Source organism: Chloroflexota bacterium, from assembly GCA_026713825.1.
GTDB lineage: Bacteria > Chloroflexota > Dehalococcoidia > Lucifugimonadales > UBA1127 > UBA1127.
The window spans coordinates 14,802-35,598 of sequence record JAPONS010000012.1; the positions used below are offsets into that span (position 1 = coordinate 14,802).

At 64.7% G+C, this 20,797-nt stretch carries 19 protein-coding genes; 13 read left to right on the plus strand and 6 right to left on the minus strand.

Annotation, left to right across the window (positions count from 1 at the left end):
* Positions 1-9: 9 nt before the first annotated feature.
* The 3 genes from OXC99_01550 to OXC99_01560 form a co-directional block, all read right to left on the minus strand.
* Positions 10-1,746, minus strand: coding sequence for a cation:proton antiporter (locus tag OXC99_01550; GenBank protein MCY4623683.1), 1,737 nt, complete (start codon positions 1,744-1,746; stop codon positions 10-12).
* Positions 1,747-1,856: 110 nt separating this feature from the next.
* Positions 1,857-3,113, minus strand: coding sequence for an MFS transporter (locus tag OXC99_01555; protein ID MCY4623684.1), 1,257 nt, complete (start codon positions 3,111-3,113; stop codon positions 1,857-1,859).
* Between the two features lie 81 nt (positions 3,114-3,194).
* Positions 3,195-4,547 carry a radical SAM protein gene (locus tag OXC99_01560; protein MCY4623685.1) on the minus strand — a complete coding sequence of 451 codons (1,353 nt, stop codon included), beginning with the start codon at positions 4,545-4,547 and terminating at the stop codon, positions 3,195-3,197.
* Positions 4,548-5,159: 612 nt separating this feature from the next.
* On the opposite strand from OXC99_01560, the gene OXC99_01565 reads away from it, so the two are divergent.
* From OXC99_01565 to OXC99_01610, 10 genes are all read left to right on the plus strand, one after another.
* Complete coding sequence (locus OXC99_01565) at positions 5,160-5,513, plus strand: aspartate 1-decarboxylase (GenBank protein ID MCY4623686.1); 354 nt, start codon at positions 5,160-5,162, stop codon at positions 5,511-5,513.
* Positions 5,497-6,321: a methyltransferase domain-containing protein gene (locus OXC99_01570; GenBank protein MCY4623687.1), complete on the plus strand. Its 825-nt coding sequence runs from the start codon at positions 5,497-5,499 to the stop codon at positions 6,319-6,321. The genes OXC99_01565 and OXC99_01570 overlap by 17 nt, the downstream gene beginning before the upstream one ends.
* Positions 6,322-6,370: 49 nt before the next feature.
* Complete coding sequence (locus OXC99_01575; GenBank protein MCY4623688.1) at positions 6,371-6,997, plus strand: class I SAM-dependent methyltransferase; 627 nt, start codon at positions 6,371-6,373, stop codon at positions 6,995-6,997.
* A 25-nt stretch (positions 6,998-7,022) separates the two neighbouring features.
* A complete protein-coding gene (locus OXC99_01580) occupies positions 7,023-7,649 on the plus strand; it encodes a methyltransferase domain-containing protein (protein MCY4623689.1) in 627 nt (208 codons plus the stop codon).
* 168 nt (positions 7,650-7,817) lie between these two features.
* Positions 7,818-8,207: a RidA family protein gene (locus OXC99_01585; protein MCY4623690.1), complete on the plus strand. Its 390-nt coding sequence runs from the start codon at positions 7,818-7,820 to the stop codon at positions 8,205-8,207.
* Between the two features lie 301 nt (positions 8,208-8,508).
* Positions 8,509-8,688: a hypothetical protein gene (locus OXC99_01590; GenBank protein ID MCY4623691.1), complete on the plus strand. Its 180-nt coding sequence runs from the start codon at positions 8,509-8,511 to the stop codon at positions 8,686-8,688.
* A 51-nt stretch (positions 8,689-8,739) separates the two neighbouring features.
* On the plus strand, positions 8,740-9,705 hold the full coding sequence (locus OXC99_01595) for a quinone oxidoreductase (GenBank protein ID MCY4623692.1): 966 nt from the start codon (positions 8,740-8,742) through the stop codon (positions 9,703-9,705).
* Between the two features lie 124 nt (positions 9,706-9,829).
* Entirely contained in the window at positions 9,830-11,089 is a 1,260-nt protein-coding gene (locus OXC99_01600) for a Rieske 2Fe-2S domain-containing protein (protein ID MCY4623693.1), read from the plus strand.
* A gap of 107 nt (positions 11,090-11,196) precedes the next feature.
* Positions 11,197-12,516, plus strand: coding sequence for an MFS transporter (locus tag OXC99_01605; GenBank protein MCY4623694.1), 1,320 nt, complete (start codon positions 11,197-11,199; stop codon positions 12,514-12,516).
* Between the two features lie 103 nt (positions 12,517-12,619).
* Positions 12,620-13,966, plus strand: a complete 1,347-nt coding sequence (locus tag OXC99_01610) for an MFS transporter (GenBank protein MCY4623695.1) — start codon at positions 12,620-12,622, stop codon at positions 13,964-13,966.
* On the opposite strand, the gene OXC99_01615 is transcribed toward OXC99_01610, so the two are convergent.
* The 3 genes from OXC99_01615 to OXC99_01625 all read right to left on the minus strand — a co-directional run bounded on the left by OXC99_01615 (position 13,951) and on the right by OXC99_01625 (position 15,367).
* Positions 13,951-14,181 carry a YgiT-type zinc finger protein gene (locus OXC99_01615; GenBank protein MCY4623696.1) on the minus strand — a complete coding sequence of 77 codons (231 nt, stop codon included), beginning with the start codon at positions 14,179-14,181 and terminating at the stop codon, positions 13,951-13,953. The genes OXC99_01610 and OXC99_01615 overlap by 16 nt on opposite strands.
* 2 nt (positions 14,182-14,183) lie before the next feature.
* On the minus strand, positions 14,184-14,492 hold the full coding sequence (locus tag OXC99_01620) for a DUF4258 domain-containing protein (protein MCY4623697.1): 309 nt from the start codon (positions 14,490-14,492) through the stop codon (positions 14,184-14,186).
* A 62-nt stretch (positions 14,493-14,554) separates the two neighbouring features.
* Positions 14,555-15,367 (minus strand): amidohydrolase family protein, encoded by an 813-nt coding sequence (locus tag OXC99_01625; GenBank protein MCY4623698.1) that lies wholly within the window; start codon positions 15,365-15,367, stop codon positions 14,555-14,557.
* A 569-nt stretch (positions 15,368-15,936) separates the two neighbouring features.
* Here OXC99_01625 and OXC99_01630 point away from each other — a divergent pair.
* The 3 genes from OXC99_01630 (at position 15,937) to OXC99_01640 (ending at position 20,608) form a co-directional block, all read left to right on the plus strand.
* Positions 15,937-18,156, plus strand: coding sequence for a zinc ABC transporter substrate-binding protein (locus OXC99_01630; protein MCY4623699.1), 2,220 nt, complete (start codon positions 15,937-15,939; stop codon positions 18,154-18,156).
* Positions 18,157-18,437: 281 nt separating this feature from the next.
* A complete protein-coding gene (locus OXC99_01635; GenBank protein ID MCY4623700.1) occupies positions 18,438-18,875 on the plus strand; it encodes a VOC family protein in 438 nt (145 codons plus the stop codon).
* 548 nt (positions 18,876-19,423) lie between these two features.
* Positions 19,424-20,608: a cobalamin-independent methionine synthase II family protein gene (locus OXC99_01640; GenBank protein MCY4623701.1), complete on the plus strand. Its 1,185-nt coding sequence runs from the start codon at positions 19,424-19,426 to the stop codon at positions 20,606-20,608.
* Positions 20,609-20,797 lie beyond the last annotated feature (189 nt).

The window sequence follows — 20,797 nt, forward strand, 5'->3', positions numbered from 1 at the left end:
AGCACAGGGTCACGCGGAGCGGCCGGTGGAATCGGCGTCCGCGGGTGGGAGGAAGCGGAGCTCTGCGCGCAGGCGGTCCACCAACGCTTCCACCTCAGCGCCGTCGGTCCTGTAGCGGTACAGTGAGTGGCGCAGGGCTTCAAGCGCCCCCTCCAGCTCCGGCCAGACCACCTCCGCAACGCCCAGCCGCTTGAGCCGCTCGCCCTCCTCGCGCTGACGGACCAGGGTCACCGTGTCAAGGCCGGGGTTCATGGCGAGGGCGTTGTGCGTCGTGAGCCACGTCGCAACCGGGTCGGTGACGCAGACCACGAGGAGCCGGGCGTAGCGCACGCTGGCAGCCTCCAGCACGCGCTCGTTGTGGCTGTCGCCGTGGAGGACAGTCATGCCGCGCTCCCGCCACTGGCGGAGGATGTTGGGGTCGAGGTCTATGGCGATGAATGGAACGTGATGCTCATTGAGAACCTCCGCCACCAGCGTGCCGACGCGTCCGAGGCCGCATACGACGGCGTGGCCCCGCATGTGGTGGATGCGGGTCTCGAACTCGGGGCGGCCGAGGCGGTAGGGACGGAAGGACCTGTAACGGGAGCTCACCGCCGCCAGCGCAGCGGCGCCGCCCGACATAACGCCCGGGGTCAGCGCCATTGTGATCACGGCGGATACGATGACCAGCGAGAAGAGCTCATCCCCAACGATGTCGAACTGCAGCGCGGTGGCAGCCAGAAGGAAGCTGAACTCTCCGATCTGCATCATTCCAAAGCCTACCAGAAACGCGGTATGCGGCAGGTAGCCGAACGCTCGGCCAATGACCGTCGTGACGCCGAACTTTCCCACCAACACCACAGCGACGATGGCCAGCACGGGCACGGGGTCCTGCATGATGTACGCCGGGTCTGTGAGCATGCCCAGAGACACGAAGAACAAGGCGGCGAAGGTGTCGCGGAGCGGGGTGATCTCGGCCAGGGCGCGGTGGCCGAAATCGGACTCGCTGAGCAGGACACCGGCCACGAAGGCGCCGAGGGCGGCCGAGAGGCCGGCGATGCTGGTGAGGCCAGCGGTTGTGAAGGAGATGGCCACCAGGGAGAGGATGAAAATCTCGCGGGAGCCAAGCTGCGTGACGCGGTGGAGGAGCCACGTCAGCACGCGGCCGCCGAGGAGGGCCATGCCGCCAAGAACGGCGGCCGCCTTCAGCAGGCCGATCGCGAGCTCGGTGAGGAGGCCGCCGCCCTCGCCGCCGAGGGCGGGCAGGATGGCGATCATCGGGATGAAGGCGAGGTCCTGCACGAGGAGCATTCCCGTGAGGATGCGGCCGTGAAGGCTGAGGAGCTCGCCGCGGTCGTTCAGGGTCTTCAGGACGACCATCGTGCTGCTGAGGGAGATGGCAAAGGCCAGCGTGAGGGCGCTGGCGACGTCGAGGTCGAGGAGGAGGCCGACGCCGTAGCCGATGGCACCCATGCACGCGACCTGCGCAAGGGTGCCGAAGACGGCGATGTTGCGGAGCTTCACCACGTCGCGGAAGGAGACCTCGACGCCGACGGCGAAGAGCAGGAGGATGACGCCGAACTCGGCCAGGGACTCCACCGTCTCCTGGTTGCCGATCACCTCGAGAACGTGCGGCCCGATGATCATGCCGGCGGCCAGGTAGCCGACGATGACGGGCAGGCGGAGCAGCCGCGCGGCCAGGGAGCCGGCGAAGGCGGCTGCGAAGATGATGACGATATCCCAAAAGAGGGAAAGCTCGTGGGGCATGCGCTATTCCTCCGCTACGGGAACAGAAGGGCCATCAGAGGGACGCCGGAAAGCTGCCATGGTAGAGGACGGGACATGGCGCGGCAAGGAAGGGGCCGTCAGGGGCGGCGCTACGCCGTCCGCGCCGCCCGCATGCGGTCGAGGCGGCCCCTGATGCCCGTCTCCGGCAAGAGCATGCCGTTGATGAAGAGGATGATGTTCAAGGGCGCAACGATGGCCAGGCCGATGAAGAGCGACCCCGTGCCCTCCTGCATCAGCCCTACGAACAACGGTCCCCACATCGCGCTGAAAGGGAAGATCGTGCGGATGAGCCCCTGTCCCACAGCGACTTCCCGGTGCGCCAGCCTGAGGTCCATGGGGATTGTGAAGAGGATTGGGGCGACCCCCATCGCGAAGGCCCCGATGATGAAGAGGATGAGCGCCGCGACGGGCACGCTCGGAGCCTGCAGCAAGAGGGTGTATGCGATGGGCAGCACGATGCCGGGGACCAGGACAAATGGCTTTCGCCGGCCCACCCACTGGGACAGGGGGCCCGTCGACAGCGTGCCGACAATGCCGCCGACGGGGAAGGCGCTCATCAGCAGCCCCGCCGTTTCCAGCGAGATGTCCAGCCTGTCTATGGCGTAGGTGGGGTAGAAGGTGAGGAAGGAGCCAAAGCACACCGCGACACCAATCTGGGCGCTTGCCACGACCCACAGCACCTTGTTACGGCGAAGGACGCCCGCCGGGTTGGCCTCGTGACGGGGTGCGCCGCCGGTCTCGGTGCGGGTCCCGCGTTCTCGCCCCATGAACACCCACGACCCGACAATGAGGACCATCAGGGCGCCGACGAGGAGGTAGTAGCTGCGCCAGCTGTCGAGCAACAGGACGATGGCGGGCGTCGCGGCCAACGCCACCACCTGGCTGGTGGAACGGCTGCCGTAGTCCAGGCTGTTCACCGTGGCGTACAGGCGCGGCCGGAACCACTGCTGGATGAGCATGACCTGAATCTGGATACGCACCGCGGACGACATGACGAAGCCAAGCCTGCCGAGCACCAGCACAAGGGCGCCCGGAGAGAACGCCTGCAGCATGGTGAAGCCCGCCATGCCCAGGCCGCTGAGCAGGGTAACCAGCTTGGGGCTGTAGCGCGTCAGCCAGATGCTGGCCGGCAGCGCCATGAGGCCGAAGCCCATGAAGCCGGCCGTGCCGAGCAGCCCCGCCTGCGTCGGCGACAGGCCCAGCTCTTCCCTCCAGACGGGGATGAGGACGCCCAGGGAGAAGAAGACCAAGTTGTTAACGTGGTCCATGGACCACAGGTGGAGCATGACCACCCAGGCGTACCGGGGTTGACCGGCGTTGTATGCGAAGTTCGGCGACGCGCTCAATGGAGGGTCCTCGGCGGCAAGAATCGAGTACTGCCTTCCATTGTACGACAGGGGCGGCCGAGGGCTCCCGCCTGCACCCTGCTAAGCCGCTGCTGCCAGCGCGCTGGGTTCCGGGGCGCCGGGGTGACCGGGCGCGCCGTAGAGCGAACACCCGGCGCACGTCGAGCCGACGCCGCACGGCGTGGAGCCGGTGGCTGCGGCAGCTTGCGGGGCCGCTTTGGACGGCTGCCGCTCGCCAAAGAGGTCGAGCCGGATCTGCCGTGCCGTAGGGGGCCGCTGGCCGGGAAAGGCCAGGAAGGCCCATGCGCGCTTCCGCACAACGCCCATCGCCTGCAGGTCCCGCCACGTGTCGATGGTGTGCTCCCGGCGCGTCTTCAGGATCCGGTCCGTCGAGGTGGGACCGACGCCCGGGACGCGGAGCAGCTGCTCGCGGGTGGCGGTGTTGACGTCGACGGGAAAGGAGTCGGCGTTCTCCACGGCGATGGCGGTCTTGGGGTCGCGGTGCAGGTCCAGATACCCGGCGCCGTCGAATGCCTGGGAGATCTCCTGATTGGAGAAGTTGTAGATGCGCTTCAGCCAGTCCATCTGGTAGAGGCGGTGCTCCCTGGCCATGGGGACGCCGGGGTGCTCCTCCAGCGGGGTGTAGCGCACGGGCCGGAAGGCCGAGTAGTAGACACGCTTCAGGTCCAGCTCGCCGTAGAGCTGGTCGATGCGCTGGAAGATGTCTCGGTCGGACTCGTTGGCGGCGCCGACCACCAGCTGCGTCGCCTGGCCGACGGTCCCGCCAGTGGACTCGCGGTTCATCTGGTGGACCCACCGCATCGGGTCCAGGATGTCGCGCTCCAGGTCTTTCATGGTGCTGAGGCGGCGCATCATCTCCGCCGTAGGGGTCTCCAAGTTCACCGAGAGCCGTGTGCCCAGCCGGTGCGCCGCCTCCACCAGCTCCCGGTCCGCTCCGGGCATCACCTTCATGTGGATGTAGCCCGTGAAGCCGTGCTTCTTGCGGATGACCTCCACCACGTTGATCAGCCGCTGCGTGGTCTTGGAGGCCGTGCCGGCGATGCCGGAGCTGAGGAAGAGGCCATCGACGGCGTGGCGCTGCCGCAGTTCCATGAAGGCGTTGGCCAGCTCGTCCACCGTGAAGGCGTAGCGCTTACGGGGCACCCAATGGCTGTTGGGGCAGTAGAAGCAGTCCATCTTGCAGAAATCGGTGAACATAACGCGCATGAGGTTGATGAACTTGCCGTTGGGCATGGCGGCGCGGTAGACGCCTGGCACAGGGTTGCGCGCGGGGGTACGGCGAGGCGTCCGCGGCCCGGCGTGCATCGGGTTGGGCGACGGGACGTCGTTGCGGGACGACAGGATATCGTCGCTGGCCATGCCGCCCAAAATGCTCAGCTTCTCAAAAGTGTCGGGCCTGTGCTTCACGAGCATAGCGTTCCTCCGGTGTTAGTAATTGGAACATATGTTCCATAATAAGACGGGTTTGTCAAGAGGCATGCAGCCGGCCCTCGGATGCGGCTGCGTGATTCGAGGCCGGACCCTTCACGCCGGGCGGCACTGTTACGGTGAGCGTTGGATACAAGACGGATAAATTTTATTCGTCTCAGGGATAATACTGGGCTGCACAGTAACGGTTTTGCGAATATTGGAATGTGCGTGAATCGTCGTAGGTTGGGGAAAATTAGACGCTAAGCAAAAAGAATACCAAGAGTATCGGCGATATTACACACAGTTTTTGGCTTCTACTGTTGGGAATATGACGAAATCGGTTGCACAGACGGTTTGACAGGCCCCGCACCCGACAATAGCATCGCCTTATCACCGGCAAAACTTTGAGGGCCGCTTCATAGCGTCCCTTACGCCTGTATAACGGTTAGCAGCTATGTCCAGAAAAATCGCACTCTACCAGAACGAATGGATCGCACCGGGGCTGGCGCTCGCCGACCTGGGTCTACTCAATCGCGTTCCCTGAACCGCTTGCCACTCGTCTGATTCTCTTTTCCCCTCAACTTGAAACCTTGGGAGTGTAGTATGCGTATTGTCTTGAAATCCAAGATCCACCGCGGCTACGTCACCAGCACCGGGCTGGACTACGTCGGCAGCGTTGAGATCGACCGGGCGCTGATGCAGAAGTGCGACCTGTGGGAGTACGAGCAGGTCGTCATCTGCAACGTCAACAACGGCAACCGATGGGAGACCTACGTCCTGCCCGCCGAATACGGCTCCGGCACCATCGCCGTGCAGGGACCGGGAGCGCGGCTCTGCGAACCCGGCGACATCGTCGTCATCCTGGCGTACGAGGTCACGGACCAGCCCATTGAGCCCAAGCAAATCCTGGTCGACGAGAACAACCGCTTCACCGACTACCTCAGGACGAAGTATGAGCAGCCGGTATAACGAAGCCGAAACCGAGCGGTTCTACGACGAGGAAGACGCCATCTACCGCTCGTTCTGGGACTCAGAGGGCAGCCTGCACTGGGGCTACTTTGACGAGACCACCGGCGGGGACTTCATGCGGGCCTCTGCCCGGCTGGACGAGGTCATGGCGGCAAAGGGCCGCATTGACGCGAGATCCCGCGTGCTGGACCTGGGCAGCGGCAATGGTGTCACGTCGCAGTGGCTGGCCACAACGTACGGCTGTCACGTCACCGGCATCGACCTGAGCGGCGTCCGCGTCAACAACGCACGGGAGATGGCCGCGCAGCAGCCGGAAGAGCTGCGGCGCCTCCTGCGCTTCGAGCACGGCTCCGCGACGGAGCTTCCCTTCGCGGACGGCGAGTTCACGCACGTCTGGAGCCAGGCCACCATCTACCACGTGCCAGACAAGGAGAAGGCCCTGCAGGAGTCCCGCCGGGTGTTGCAGGACGGCGGCCTGCTGGTGCTGGACGACCTGCTGAAGCCCAAGCCTGTGGTGAGCGAGCAGTCGCGCCAGTACGTCTATGACCGCTTGCTTTTCGACACGCCCTTCAGCTTCACGGGCTACCAGGACTACCTGAAGGAGATCGGCTTCACCATAGTTGAGGCGGAGGACCTTTCAGGGTACCTGAGGCAGAGCTACCAGCACCTGGGCGCCAAGGCCCGTTACCACGCACGGGGGGAGCTTGAGGAGAAGCTGACGGCGTTGAACTTCGCGTACGGGAAAATGGTGGAGGCAGTAGAGCGCGACGAGCTCGGCTGGGGGCTGTATATCGCGCAGGCGAGCTAGTCCGTGCGGTTAGGGTGACATAACGAGACAGCCCATGGAGGACCAAGCAATGACCAGTCAAAACAGGGTGCAATGGATCTACTCGTCCAAGGACATCAATGAGCTTCAGGAGCGATACGACTACTGGGCGGCAGAGTACGACTCGGACCTGGGCCGCGATTTCGGGTGGTTTGCCCCGCAGTTGGCCGCAGAAGTCCTCCAGAGGTACGTGCCGACCACAGCGCGCATCCTCGACGCCGGGGCGGGCACGGGCCTGGTCGGCAAGGCGCTCAAGGAGCTGGGGTACGGCTCCATCGTCGCCATGGACCTCTCCACAGGCATGCTGGAGATTGCAAAGAAGACCGAGGCATACGAAAGCTTCGACCAGATGGTGCTCGGTGAAACGCTGGGCTATGAGACCGACAGCTTCGACGCGGTAATCAGCGTTGGCGTGTTCACGGTCGGACACGTACCCGCCGGCGGCCTCGACGAGTTGGTACGGGTCACCAAGCCCGGCGGCTATATTGTCTACTCGCTGCGGCCAGACGTGTACGAGGAGAACGGCTTCAGGGAGAAGCACGCAGAGCTTGAAGCCGCCGGCAAACTTTCAATTGTGGAAGCTACAGAGCCTGTACACGTGCTGCCCATCGGGGAGCCAGAGGTGGAGCACCAGGTCTGGGTGCTCAGGATCAGCTAGTCGAACGAGGAAAGGGAGGCCGGTCATGGCACAGCAGAACAAGGTGCAGTGGGTCTACGAGGCAAAGGACAACGATGAGCTTGAGGCACGCTACGACGAATGGGCGTCGGAGTATGACGCTGACGTCATCGACGACTTCGGCTACTTTGGGCCGCAGCGGGGCGCGGATATCTTCGAACGCTTTGTGCCAACGAGCGCACGGGTCCTCGACGCCGGGGCGGGCACGGGGCTGGTGGGCGCGGTGTTGAAGGAGAAGGGCTACGGCACCATCGTGGCCATGGACCTCTCCACCGGAATGCTGGAAGAGGCCAGGAAGACCGGCGCCTACCAAGGCTTCGATCGCATGGTGCGGGGCGAGACGCTGGGCTACGAGACGGCGAGCTTCGACTCGACAATCAGCATCGGGACGTTCTCGCTGGGACACGCCCCGGCGAGCGGCCTGGACGAGCTGGTGCGCGTCACCAAGCCGGGCGGCCACATCGTCTACTCCGTCCGCGCCGACGTGTACGTTGAAAACGGCTTCCAGGCGAAGCACGAGGAGCTGGTGGCTGCCGGCAAAATCACCATCGTGGACGGGACGGAGCCGGAGCACCTGCTGCCCAAGGGCGAGCCGGAGCTGGAGCACCGATTCTGGGTGCTGAGGGTCAACTAGACCGACAGCGCAACAGCAAGAGCCACTGGAAGGGCCCGGCGCATCGCCGGGCTCCTTTGCGAGCATTGGGTTTCAGCTTGCCACGCGCGCCTCGATGCTGCTACCGTTCCGCTGCGACCCGTGCTCACTTCACGTGGCATGGCGTACGGACATCGCTTGGAGGCAGCAATGGGCAGAAGGCAGACCATCCACATTCCCGGCGTGGCGCACAACGCGCCAATTCCCTTCGGCGCCCGGGTGGGCAACATCGTGTACAGCTCTGGGATCCAGGGCATCAACGCCGACGACGGCCAGCTGAGCGAGGACGTCAACGAGCAGGCGCGGCAGTGCTTCCGCAACCTGCGGACGTTCCTGGAGCACGCGGGCGCGACGACGGACGACGTCGTGCGGCTGACGTGCTACCTACAGGACTTGGCCGACCGGCCGTCGATCAACGGGCCGTGGCTGGAGATGTTCCCGGACGAGGACGACCGGCCTGCGCGGCACACGAGCCAGTACAACCCGCCGCCGGGGGGCATGAAGGTGCAGATTGAGGTTGTTGCGGTGGTGGAGGGGTAGGGGCGCGCGCCGTTCAATCTGAGCCTGTAGAAGCGCGCTTGCCTGTCCTCCGGCAAAGCCAGAACGCACGGCGGGGTTGTGGGCGACAGAGGCAGAAGCGAGTATGGAGCTTCACAGAGGCCAATTCCTTAGGGCGTTTGGTGCATCACTCGTCACCGGTATGGGGGTCGTGCTGGATTTCACTGTTCTCAACAACTACGCAGTTTGGATTCCTATCCTTGTGGCTGTGCTCACAATTGGCGTGCCGCCCTTTTGTGCCGGTTGGCTGTCGTCCAATAGGAGGTATGCTGCGCTCTTCCCTGTGACCGTCTTCGGTAGCCTTGTCGTGGCGACGGCAATCGGCGGTCCCATCAGCACGGACTCGGATACCGTAGGATTCATCGCGATGCTTAGCGCAATCTACGGCGGTCTGGCAGCCGCAATGTACTTTGTTGGATGGTTGCTGGCCGACACCTTCTTGAGACGGCGGTACGGAGGCTGATGAGTAAATCCGGCTCTTGAGGACCCTGAGGCCAAACACAAAGGAGGAGACATGAAGGCGGTACAGGTATCGGTTGCGGGTGGGCCGGAGGTGCTGAAGTACGTGGATGTACCGGACCCGGAGCCGGGCGAGGGCGAGGCGCTTGTCGAGCTGAACGCCGTCGGCGTGAACTACATGGATGTTTATGTGCGCTCCGGCGCGAACAACCCGACGTTGCCGATCATCCCCGGCGGCGAGGGCGCGGGCGTGGTTGTGCGCGTGGGGCCGGGGGTGACGGAGGTGTCGGTAGGCGACCGCGTCGCCTACACCGGCGCTGGGCGATCGTATGCCGAGAGGGTTGTTGTGCCGGCGTGGCGGCTGATCAGGGTGCCGGACGACATGGACATCGAGATGGGCGCGGCGGGGATGCTGCAAGGGATGACGGCGCACTACCTCTCGAACTCCACGTACCCGCTCAAGGAGGGCGACACGGCGCTGGTGCACTCGGGCGCGGGAGGCGTCGGCCTGCTGCTCATCCAGATGGCGAAGATGCGCGGCGCAACGGTCATCACCACGGTCTCCACCGGCGAGAAGGCGGAGCTGGCAAAGGGCGCGGGCGCGGACCACGTCATCCTGTACACCCAGCAGGACTTTGCGGAAGAGGTGGAGAGCATCACGGAGGGCAAGGGCGTACAGGTGGTGTACGACGCGGTGGGCGCAGACACCTTCGAGAAGGGCCTGGCGTGCCTAGCGCAGCGGGGCCTGATGGCGCTGTACGGACAGGCCAGCGGCCCGGTGCCGACGGTGACGCTGTCCACGCTGAACCCCAAGTCGCTCTTTCTCACTCGGCCGGGGCTGTTTTCCTACACAGCGACCCGTGAGGAACTCGAAATGCGCGCGGGCGAGGTGCTGGGCTGGGTGCAGTCGGGCAAGCTCGACGTCAGGGTGCATGGGCGCTTTGCGCTGTCGGACGCGGCTGAGGCGCACCGGCAGTTGCAGGGGCGGCTGACGACGGGGAAGCTGCTGTTGATTCCGTAAAGGAATGTCAAGTATTGCGATTCTGTCCTAGCGTGCGCGCGTGGAGTGGAGTACACTCGCGGGCAAGTTTGGGATACACGTCAGGGTCGTTGGAAAGCGGATAGACTCACGAGGAGGCTCAGGAATGCTGACCACGCAAGAGACGGAATACCTCTGCAGAGTGGGGCCCGGCACGCCAATGGGCAACCTGATGCGGCGCTACTGGCACCCGGTGCTGCTTTCAAAGGAGCTGCCGGAGGCGGACGGCGCGCCGCTACGGTCGCGGATCCTGGGGGAGGACCTTGTCGCGTACCGTGACTCGAACGGCGACGTGGGGCTGCTGGACAACTTCTGCCCGCACCGCAGGGCGAGCCTGTTCTTCGGACGGAACGAGGAGGCCGGGCTGCGCTGCGTCTACCACGGCTGGAAGTTCGACACGACGGGCGCTTGCGTCGACATGCCGTCGGAGCCGGCGGAGAGCAACTTCAAGGACAAGGTGAAGATCAAGGCCTACCCGGTGAAGGAAGCGGGCGGGCTGATCTGGGCGTACATGGGGCCACCGGAGCTTGAGCCGCCTCTGCCCTTGCTGGAGTACAACACCCTTCCGCTGGACCACGTCTCCGTGTCAAAGCTGCGCTACGAGTCCAACTACGTGCAGGTCATCGAGGGGGACATCGACACGGTGCACGCTTCGCTGCTGCACAGCCGGTTGTCCTCGCTGGCGGACGCCCCGACGGCGACGACGCTGGCGGGCAAGTACCAGTTCCCGGACCGGGCTCCCAAGTTCTTCGTCGAGGACACGGACGGCGGCATCCTCATCGGCGCGCGGCGGCGCGCGGAAGAGGACAGCTACTACTGGCGGATCTCGCGCTGGCTCTTCCCGTATTTCACAATGATCCCACGGGAGCCGCACGGCCACGTTCAGGGCGGCGCCATGGTGCCGATCGACGACGAGAACTGCTGGTTTGTGCACATCCGCTGGAACCCGTACGCGCCACTGACCGAGGACCAGCGATTTGAGACCTTCTTCGACAAGTACATCATGGACGACGGCTCCTGGCTCGCAATCGGCAACCGCCGGAATGACTACCTCATCGACCGGGAGAAGCAGCGGACGGAGTCGTACACGGGCATCGAGTTCGTGCGGGCGCAGGACTCGGCGATGACCGACTGCATGGGCACCATCGCCGACCGTTCCAAGGAGCACCTGGCGACGACGGACATGGCGATCATCCGCATGCGCCGCAGTCTGATTCGGGCGGCGCGGGCGCTGGAAGACGGCATCGAGCCGCACCAGCCGCACCACCCCGAGTCGTACAAAGTGCGCTCCGGCGGCTGCGTGCTGCCGAGGGATGTATACTTCACCAAGGACTCCGAGGTGTGGAACGACATAACCGTGAAGTAGGCAACTACTGATTGGCTGTTGAGAGCCCCACGGCTCACCTCACGGAGGGTCGTGGGGCTCATTGTGTGCACGGATAACCGGCGCACCCAGCCTCCAACAGAGGACCGATGGCAGAGGAGAATACAGGGACGGAAGCGGGTCGCGCAATGCAGTCGTGGCAGGGCAGGCTGCCCTTCTTCTACGGCTGGATCATCGTCGCCATCGCCTTCATGATGAGCTTCATGACGGCGGGCGTCGGCTGGTCGACAAGCGTCATCGCGGTGCCGATGCGCGAGGACCTGGGCTGGAGCCTCTCTTCCATCTACATCGGCCTTACGCTGCGGGGCCTCGTCGGCGCAGGCGGCATGTTCCTGCTGGGGCGGTTCGCCGACCTCAAGCACGGGGCGCGATCCCTGGCCATCGTCAGCGGCGGGCTGTCGGCGGTGACGTTGATCTCTATCTCGCAGGTGGAGTCGCACTGGGAATTCCTGCTGCTCTATGGCGTCCTCGGCGGGATAACGCAGGCGGGGACGGGCTTCCTCATCCTGTCGGCCGTGGTGCCGCGCTGGTTCTTCCGCAGGCGGGGCCGAGCCGTGGCGTTCGCGACGATGGGTTCGGGCGCGGCCGCTTTCATTCTGCCGCCGGTGATGGCGTTCATCTTTGAATACGTAGGCTGGCGGGGCACATGGGTGGCGTTGGGGTCCATGACGGCGGTGTTCACCATGCTGCCCGCTTTCCTTGTCTGGAGGCAGCCCGAGGACATCGGGCTGGTGCCGGACGGGAAAATCGAGCCCATCCCGGCGAACCGGGCCGCGGCGGTGCAGCACGTGCGAAACTACACCATGTCGGAGGCGGTGCGGTCGTCGGTCATGTGGGTGCTGGTACTGGCGGTGGCCGCAGCGAGCCTCTCGCCGAACGGGGTGCCGGCCTCGCTGGTGCCCATGTACATCGACAAGGGGCACACCACGCAGGTGGCGGCGTGGGGATTCAGCATCTACGGGCTGTTCAGCATGCTGGCCCGATTCTTCTGGGGCTTTCTTGCGGAACGCCACCACATCCGGACGGTTACAATCGGCATTGGCGTGTTCACGGGGCTTGTCATGCCGCTGTTGATCTTCCTGGCCGGGTACCCTGCGCTGCTGTATTCCGCGCTGGCGGGCTTCGGCATTGGCGGGTTCATAGGAACGCAAATGCTGGTGTGGCCGGCGTACTTCGGGCGGACGCACCTGGGCGCGATCGTGGGCGTCAGCAGGCCTTTTGCGACGGTGGTGAACGCGTCGGGGCCGCTGCTCATGGCGCAGAGCTTCGACCGCACGGGCAGCTACAGTTTCGGCCTGTGGTGCATGGGGGTCTCGTGGCTGCTGTGCGCCGCCGCGATGGTCCTGGCGCGGCCGATGCGGCAGGTGGACCCGTCGCAGCAGGCGGCAAGGGCGCAGGAGGCTGGGTAGGGACACCCCCATCCCAACCTTCCCCCTCAAGGGGGAAGGAGTTCTCAGGGCGAACAGCACGACGGGCTTGGCGTCAGAGCGGTGCAACCGGGGGAGAGCGCATATGGCGGAGCAGCATACAAGCGAGCGACCACAGTCGTGGCCGGCCAGGCTGCCGTTCTTCTATGGCTGGGTGATTGTGGTCATCTCCTTCGTGATGGGATTCATCACGGCCGGGGCTTTCTGGGCGACCAGCGTCATCGCGGTCCCCATGCGCGACGACCTGGGCTGGAGCCTCTCGTCCATCTACGTTGGCCTGACGATTCGCATGCTGGTGGGGGCGGGAAGCATGTTCGTGCTGGGGAGGTTCGCCGACCTCAAGCACGGCGCGAGGACGCTCGCCGTCGTCAGCGGGGTGCTGGCGTCGGTTTCTCTGGTGGCGGTGGCCTACGTCAATTCGCACTGGCAGTTCCTTGCCCTTTACGGTGTGTTGGGTGGCTTCTCTGTGGCCGGAGCGGGATTCCTCATCCTGTCCGCTGTGGTGCCGCGCTGGTTCTTCAGGAAGCGCGGCCGGGCCATGGCATTCGCGACGATGGGGTCAGGCGCGGCGGCGTTCGTGTTGCCGCCGCTGTTTGCCCTTGTCCTCGAAGCGGTGGGCTGGCGCGGAACGTGGGCGTTCCTGGGCGTGCTGACCGGGGTTTTCACCATCCTTCCCTCGTTTCTGATATGGCGGCAGCCGGAGGACGTCGGACTGGAGCCGGACGGGGGCATCGAGCCCATCCCGGCGAACCGGGCCTCTGCGGTGCAGCACGTCCGCAACTACACCCTGCGGGAGGCTGTGCGGACGCCTGTCATGTGGATACTGGTCTTTGCGCTGGCGTCTGCGAGCCTGTCCCCCAACGGAGTGCCCTCCACGCTGGTACCCATGTTCATCGAGAAGGGGCACTCGACGCAGGCGGCGGCGCTGGGCTTCAGCATCTACGGCCTCTTCAGCATGCTGGCGCGCTTCTTCTGGGGTTTTCTGGCGGAGCGCTACCACATCCGCACGGTGATAATCTTCATCGGCCTGTTCTCCGCGGTGGCGATGCCGATGCTCATCTTCATGGAGGGCAACGTCGCGCTGCTCTACGCAGCGCTGGCGGGCTTCGGCATCGGCGGACTCATCGGCACGAATTCGCTTGTGTGGCCGGCGTACTTTGGGCGGAGCCACCTTGGCGCGATCGTGGGCGTCAGCCGGCCCTTTGAGACAGCGGTCATGGCTTCCGGGCCGCTGCTGATGGCGCAGAGCTTCGACCGGACCGGCGGATACACGCTCGGCCTGTGGCTCATGGGAGTCTCGTGGTTGATGTGCGTGGGCGCGATGCTGCTGGCGCGGACTCCGCGGCAGGAAGCGCCGTCGACGGATGCGGTGAGGCCGCAGGAGGCGGGGGAGGGGGCGCCGCGCGACTCCAAGGGCTACGCAAAGTCATAGGCGCGCATGGGGACCGACCTGGGAGCCTCTGCATCGCTGTGGACAAGAAGGCGCACTTTCTCCGTCGTTTCCCTGCTGAACGTGCGCTCACCGCACCGGCGGCACACCACGGCGGGAACACCGTTCACAAGCGCGTACTCGCCGTCCACCTTGAAGACGGAATCGACCGTCTCATCCCGGCATTCGCCTGAGCCGCAAACGGTGCAGTGAAACATGGTCATCTCCTCTGGGTGTGCCCCCACCATTCATCCGAATCTGGCTCATAGAGCGTGACGATCTTGACGAGTGGCGTATCCGCCAAGGATACCTGGAGATGAAGCGGACGCCCCATCAAGGTAAATCCAAGTATCAACATGCTCGGGCCGTACTTGTCATCCAAGTATTCCTCGACGATGACCGCCTCTGCTCCCGTTTCCTTAATCTCCTCTTCGCTGACGTTCCGTTCAACTGCGCGGATGAACGCATGCTCCGAAAACTCAAATGCCCCGGCGGCTAGTTGTGCCCGGACGTCATTCAGAGTCTTCACGGACTTACGATGACGCGTGACCCGATTGCTGTCAATTCGTTGATGCCATAACAGTCATTGCCCTACCCCTCCCCCACCCGGAACGCCTCCAGCGCCGTCTTTCCGAAGGCCCACTCGCGCTCCTCATCGGTCTTGAAGACCGGGTGGTCCAGCGTGCCAGCGAGGGAGTTGCGGTATCCCTCACGGCCGGCTACGGGCGGGAAGTCGCTGCCCCACATCATGCGCCGGGCGCCGAAGGCCTCGTAGGCCCACTCCATGGCGGGCGGGACGTTCTCAAAACGCAGCTCCGGCGTGAGGCGCCCGGGGCGCTGGCCGAACTCGCCGATGCCGCCGAATTTGATGTAGGTGTTGGGTCTCGATGCGAGCTCCAACGCCCTTTTGTAGTTGTCATAGGGCGCGACGACAGACTCGGGGCTGCGGGGATGGTACATGCCGCAGAGGTGCTCGAGGATGATGGTGGTGTCGGGGACGCTGAGGATGAGCTCCTGGAAGCCGGGATCCGCCGAGTGGGCGGTGTTGACGAGGAAGACGCTGATGGGGAGGCCGACCTCGCCAGCCCTTCGCCAGATGGCGGCGGGATCGTCGCCGGGGGAGCGGTCCTGCGGGAGGAGTCGGATACCGCAAACGCCCGGGTTGGCGGCGAGCTCGTCGAGGGTTGCGAGGGCGTCGGGAGATGCGGCGTCGACGCCAGCGATAGCGCTGAAGCGGCCGGGGAAGCGGTCGATGCACTCGAACAGGTAGCTGTTGTCGAACATGCCGCGGTGCTGGGTCAGCAGGGCGAGCCGCACATCGTAGTTGTCCATGCAGGCGAGCAAGGTCTCGATGGGCTCAAACCAGCTTGTGCCGGCGTGGCAGTGGGTGTCAACGACGTCCATGGCGCCCCCTTCGCTTGAGTTGGCGGTACGCTAGCACCGGTTGCGGGGGGCGTCAAACGCAGGCGGAGCGCCAAGTCTCATTGTTGTCCCATTTGCCGCAAACGCCTTGACAGCGTTGACTCGCATGCACTACTTTCGAGAGTCGCGCATACCTAAAACAATCTTTAACAGGTCTGGTTTCTCTTGATACTTTATCTCATTAATATGATGTCATTTCGGCATAGGCCACGAAGTGCAGAACTCGACCTGTTAGGGAGCGCGGCAGACTGTTTTGAGATGATCCAGTAATCGACTTTACGGCAAGACGGCCACAGGTGAGAAATCACGAAGCGAGCAGCGGCCGGTCGGAAGCCGGCCAATGGGTCAGGCGCGATTTCACATACAATTTTGGGGATTTGGAGGTTAAACAATATTGATACTTTATCTCAGTTAATACAGCACAGAGAGCAGACTCTCGGCAGCAAAGCAGGCTGGTCAATCATTCAATTGCCAGCAACACACAGAAAGGGGTTACGCCAAGCATGTTAGCCAACAGGAACATTTGGACATCATTATGGGGAAGGGCGCTCATGGCCACCGCGGCGTTGATGCTCGCGGTAGCGCTGATGGCTTGCCAGAGCGGAGACGACGACGCCCCCGCAACGAACGCCGGAGGGGCGGCAACCTCCGCAGCGGCCTCGCCAACGGAAGAGACCACCATGGCGCAAAAGCTGAACGTCGTGGCCACATCGAACATCGCCGCAGACTGGGCGCGCAACGTGGGCGGTGACCGGGTCGAGGTGAAGGGCCTGCTGCCCATCGCCCAAGACCCACATTCCTATCAGCCGGGGGCGCGAGACGTCGCGGACATCGCCGCGGCCGACCTGGTGCTGACCATCGGACTTAGTCTGGAGGACGAGTGGCTCCGCGATCTGGTCGAAAATGCCAGCGCGGATGTGTCTCGTGTCGTGGCGCTGGGCGATCATGTTTCACCCATCCTCTTTGAGGAGATCGGCGCACACGCCATGGAAGCGGAAGGGAGCGAGGGGCTGTTGGGCCGCCTGCTCATCGCAGACGGCAGCGAGCCGAGGCTCTCGATCCTGGACCTGGAGACCGGGGAGCTGGACCTGCACGCGCTTGAGGTCGCGGCGGCCTCGGCGACCCTGTACTCAAGCCCCAGCGGACGGTTCGTCTTTGCACTATCCCGTGGTCCCGAAGACAACGACGACCGAGTACAGATCTTCGACAGCGGCGTCTACCTGGAGGAGCACGGGGACCACTTCGACCTCGTCGTAGACCCCGTTTCCGAGCTGAGCCTTGGGACAACGGACCAGCGCCCGGTGCACGTGAGCGTCCACGCGGGCCAAACGGCCATCTACCACGACGGATCGGGTCGTGCTGCGCTCTTCGACGAGCACGAGCTTGAGGAGGAGCGGGATTCATACGAGCCGGTGTGGATCGACGCGGGGCTACAGCACGGGGCGGTCGTGCCACTGGGCGAAGAGTACGCGGTGGTGTCCTCCAACAACCCCGACTACCCTGCGACTGCAACCAGCAGCCTGCCCATCGGAGCTGAGGTGCGCACTCTGGACAACAGGGTGGTCTACGACGCCAGCAACAGGGCGTGTCCCGGACTCCACGGAGAGGCGGCGAATCACCACGGCGTCATGTTCGGCTGCGTGGGTGGCGTGCTGTTCATCGAGGGACACGATGGGGACTTTGAGCACGTATTCGTCCCCAACGACTCCAGCATGAACGAGGCCGCCCGCATCGGCACGGTCTGGTCGCATGAGGACATCGAGCTGTTCTTCGGCTCCGCGAGCTACCGAGACGAGGATGGCGCGAGGATCAACGGCGGACTCTGGACCATCGACGCCGAAGGCGGGAGCATGAGCCAAGTCCTGCCGGCTACGGACGAGAAGCGGGTCCTGCGGGCGGCGTTCGACGGGCACGGCGAGAAGGCCTTCTTCCTGACATACGACGGGACGCTCAACGCCGTCGACACGGAGTCGGGCGAGGTAATGGAGACCATCGAATTGCTGGAGCCCTTTGACGGGGACACCTCGCCCAACTTCACCACAGTAGGCGACACCCTGTTCCTGACCGACCGGGCCCACGGCCGCCTGATCGAGTTCAACCTGGACCACGGTGAAGTGGAGCGGGAGTGGACCGTGGGCGGCGAGCCGCGGAGCGTGGCCTTCGCCGGCATCGGCGGTGGCGAGGACCATGAGGAAGAGGGTCACGGCGAAGATGACCACGACGACCACGGACACGCACACGGCATGTATGACCCTCACTTCTGGTTTGACCCTCCCCGGGTGAAGGCAGCCGTGTACACCATTGCGGATCGGCTTTCAGCCCTCGACCCGGAGGGAGCGGCAACGTACCGCGCGAACGCGGCGGCCTACGCGGCGGAGCTGGACGCGCTGCACGCTTGGACGGCGAGCACCGTGCAGGCGATCCCCACGGAGCGCCGCGTCCTCGTCACATCCCATGACACCCTGCGCTACTTCGCCGAACTGTACGGGTTCGAGGTTGTCGGGACGGTACTGCCGGGGCTTTCCCCGGACATCGAGCCCTCCGCACAACATCTGCACGGGCTGATGGAGACACTGGAAGAGCATCCCGTGCCGGCGGTATTCGGCGAAACGACCGTCTCGGAGCGGATGGCGCAGTCCATCGCACAAGAGACCGGCTCCCGATTCCTGCAGCTGTACTCAGGCTCCCTGGGGGCCCCAGGCAGTGGCGCGGACACCTACATCGGCATGGTGCGAGCCAACGTGGGAATCATCGTGGGCGCTCTACGGTAGCGTCCCAAGCCCGCCCTGACTCCCACCGGGAGATCTCGGCGAAATAACTCTCGGCCCCTCCTTACTGTGTCCCGGCGGCAAGTGCCAGCCGCCGGGACACTCTTTTTGTCCGGATACAGAGGCAGAGACGGCACGGGCGACTTGTGAATCGACCCTGCGACCTTGGCCAGGACTCGCTTTGCCTTGCCCGCCGTATTCCTGTATGTTGACGGCGCACAGGCGCCAACTGAGGAATCCCTATGCGGCGATGGCCGCAACCAAATGCACACAGGAGGGACACCATGGAAGCCAAGGCGTTCAGCCACATCTACCTGCCGTCACGGAACGCGGAGGAGTCGATTGCCTTTTACACGGAACGGCTGGGGTTCAAGCTGCTGCGGAAGTACACGATGGGCGGGCGCCTCTCGGCGTACTGCGAGCTGGGGGGCGTGCTGCTGGAGGTGACAGACGGGGCGGAGAACACGCCGGACCAGGACGGCCGCACGGAGCCGCGCATCGGGCTGCAGGTGGCCGACATTGCGGAGGCCATCGCCGAGCTGCGGGCGGCGGGGGTTCACGTGGAGCGGGAGCCGTGGAGCGCGCGGACGTTCTGGGGGCTGCAGGCGATGATCAAGGACCCGTCGGGGTACATCATTTCCCTGCGGGAGTGGCAGGAGCCGGACGGGCCGCACTACCCGGACTGGCAGCCGGTGCACGACGACGTGGAGCGGCTGGCGTAGGGGGGCCTTTCGACAGGCCCAGGACAAACTGGGGCGCCCCTCGACGGCATTCGATTCGAGTCGAGTCGTGCCAAGTGAAGTTCTGCGGGACGAGTCCTCTTGGAAAGTGGGGTTTCCAGATACGACTCGATTGATCACGTTGCGGGGGTTGCGAGCCGTTACCAGTGGGTTTCGGGCTTCTACGAGTAGCGTTTTCCGCATTTTTTCGTGCACTTGCAGGGTGTGTGCGGTGGCTGCGGGGTTGTGGGCTGCGGTGGTGCGTGGGTGTGTCATGGGGGGAGGGTAGCGGAGGGAGAGGGTTTTGCGCGAGGGGTTGGTGGCAGGGTTGGGGGACTCCCCCATCCCCGTATCGAGTACTGGGATAGCTCTAACCTTCCCTCTGAGGGGGAGGGAGTGTGCCTTTGGCGATGCGGGGGTGGGCGAGCGAGAGAAGGGCGACCACAAGGGTCGCCGCTACGGGGGACGCCCCGCACCTCTGGATTCCTGCCCCCGTATCGGGGTACGGGGCATGCTTTGCAGGAATGACGAATCTGTTAGAGGAGTAGAGCGTGAAGCGGAGTGATGAGCGGATATTGACGACGCACGTGGGGGCGCTGCCCAGGCCGCAGGAGCTGGGGCAGATGGTGCTGGCAAAGACTACGGGCGGGGCCTATGACGAGGCGCAGCTTGCGGAGTCGATGAAGACGGCGGTTGCGGCGGTGGTGCGGCAGCAGCTTGACGCGGGCATCGACATCATCAACGACGGCGAGTACGGGAAGACGAACTGGACGGGCTACATCGGGGGGCGGCTGGGGGGCTACGAGCACCGGGAGCCGCGGCCGGGCGAGGCCGTCGGGTCAGGGACGCAGGCGGGGATCGTCGGGCGGGACCGGCGGGCGTTTGAGGAGTTCTACCAGGACTATGACGCCAACGCGGCGCGGATCCGGCAGGCGCGCGCAGGGGGCGCAACGGCGACGGTGCAGGGGCTCGTCAATGTGGGGCCGGTCTCGTACACGGGGCAGGCGATGATTGCGTCGGACGTCGACATGCTGCGCACGGCCATCGGGTCGACGCCGGTGGTGGATGTGTTCATGCCGTCGATCGGGCCGGACAACGTGCTGCCGCAGAGCCACTACGAGCACTACGCCGGCGAGTGGGAGTACGTGTACGCGGTGGCGGAGGCGATGCGGGAGGAGTACCGGGCGATCACGGACGCGGGGTACATCCTGCAGATAGACGCGCCGGTGGGGAAGTTCGAGACGCAGGACATGACGCTGGAGGCGTTCCGGGCCCGCTTCGAGCGCAGCGTCGACGCGCTGAACCACGCGCTGGAGGGGATACCGGAGGAGCAGGTGCGCTTCCACCTGTGCTTCGGGAGCTGGCACGGGCCGCACGCGTTCGACCTGGAGCTGAAGAACGTGGTGGACCTGGTCCTGAAGGTGAACGCGCAGGCGTACTCGATCGAGGCGGCGAATCCCCGGCACGAGCACGAGTGGAAGGTGTGGCGGGACACCAAGCTGCCCGACGGCAAGATCCTGATGCCGGGGGTAGTGACGCACTCTACCAACCACATCGAGCACCCTGAGCTGGTGGCAGACCGGATCGAGCGGTTTGCCGAGGTGATCGGGCGAGAGAACGTGGTGGCGAGCACGGACTGCGGGCTGGGCGCTCGGGTGCATCCGCAGATTGCGTGGGCGAAGCTGCGGACGCTGTCGGAGGGGGCTCGGATGGCGAGCGAGCGGTTGTGGGGGTAGGGGGCAGGGGGAGTGGCTAGCGTCGGGGTTCCGGCCTTCGCAGGAACGACGGGTTGGGGCGCGGGTGGGGGGGCGTGGGGGCGCTGGAGCCGAAATGGGAGGCTCGAGGCCATCGCGCCCCCGCCTCGGGATACGGGCCCCGTATCGGGGTACGGGGCATTCTTTTGCCGGTATGGGAAGTGGTTTGAC

Bases quoted from the DNA above. Each gene is read 5' to 3' on its own strand.
- OXC99_01625 (MCY4623698.1), bottom strand. From the start codon at position 15,367: ATGGACGTCGTTGACACCCACTGCCACGCCGGCACAAGCTGGTTTGAG.
- OXC99_01635 (MCY4623700.1), top strand. From the start codon at position 18,438: ATGGAAGCCAAGGCGTTCAGCCACATCTACCTGCCGTCACGGAACGCG.
- OXC99_01580 (MCY4623689.1), top strand. From the start codon at position 7,023: ATGGCACAGCAGAACAAGGTGCAGTGGGTCTACGAGGCAAAGGACAAC.
- OXC99_01615 (MCY4623696.1), bottom strand. From the start codon at position 14,181: ATGTTTCACTGCACCGTTTGCGGCTCAGGCGAATGCCGGGATGAGACG.
- OXC99_01560 (MCY4623685.1), bottom strand. From the start codon at position 4,547: ATGCTCGTGAAGCACAGGCCCGACACTTTTGAGAAGCTGAGCATTTTG.
- OXC99_01600 (MCY4623693.1), top strand. From the start codon at position 9,830: ATGCTGACCACGCAAGAGACGGAATACCTCTGCAGAGTGGGGCCCGGC.
- OXC99_01605 (MCY4623694.1), top strand. From the start codon at position 11,197: ATGGCAGAGGAGAATACAGGGACGGAAGCGGGTCGCGCAATGCAGTCG.
- OXC99_01630 (MCY4623699.1), top strand. From the start codon at position 15,937: ATGGCCACCGCGGCGTTGATGCTCGCGGTAGCGCTGATGGCTTGCCAG.
- OXC99_01595 (MCY4623692.1), top strand. From the start codon at position 8,740: ATGAAGGCGGTACAGGTATCGGTTGCGGGTGGGCCGGAGGTGCTGAAG.
- OXC99_01575 (MCY4623688.1), top strand. From the start codon at position 6,371: ATGACCAGTCAAAACAGGGTGCAATGGATCTACTCGTCCAAGGACATC.
- OXC99_01550 (MCY4623683.1), bottom strand. From the start codon at position 1,746: ATGCCCCACGAGCTTTCCCTCTTTTGGGATATCGTCATCATCTTCGCA.
- OXC99_01570 (MCY4623687.1), top strand. From the start codon at position 5,497: ATGAGCAGCCGGTATAACGAAGCCGAAACCGAGCGGTTCTACGACGAG.
- OXC99_01610 (MCY4623695.1), top strand. From the start codon at position 12,620: ATGGCGGAGCAGCATACAAGCGAGCGACCACAGTCGTGGCCGGCCAGG.
- OXC99_01585 (MCY4623690.1), top strand. From the start codon at position 7,818: ATGGGCAGAAGGCAGACCATCCACATTCCCGGCGTGGCGCACAACGCG.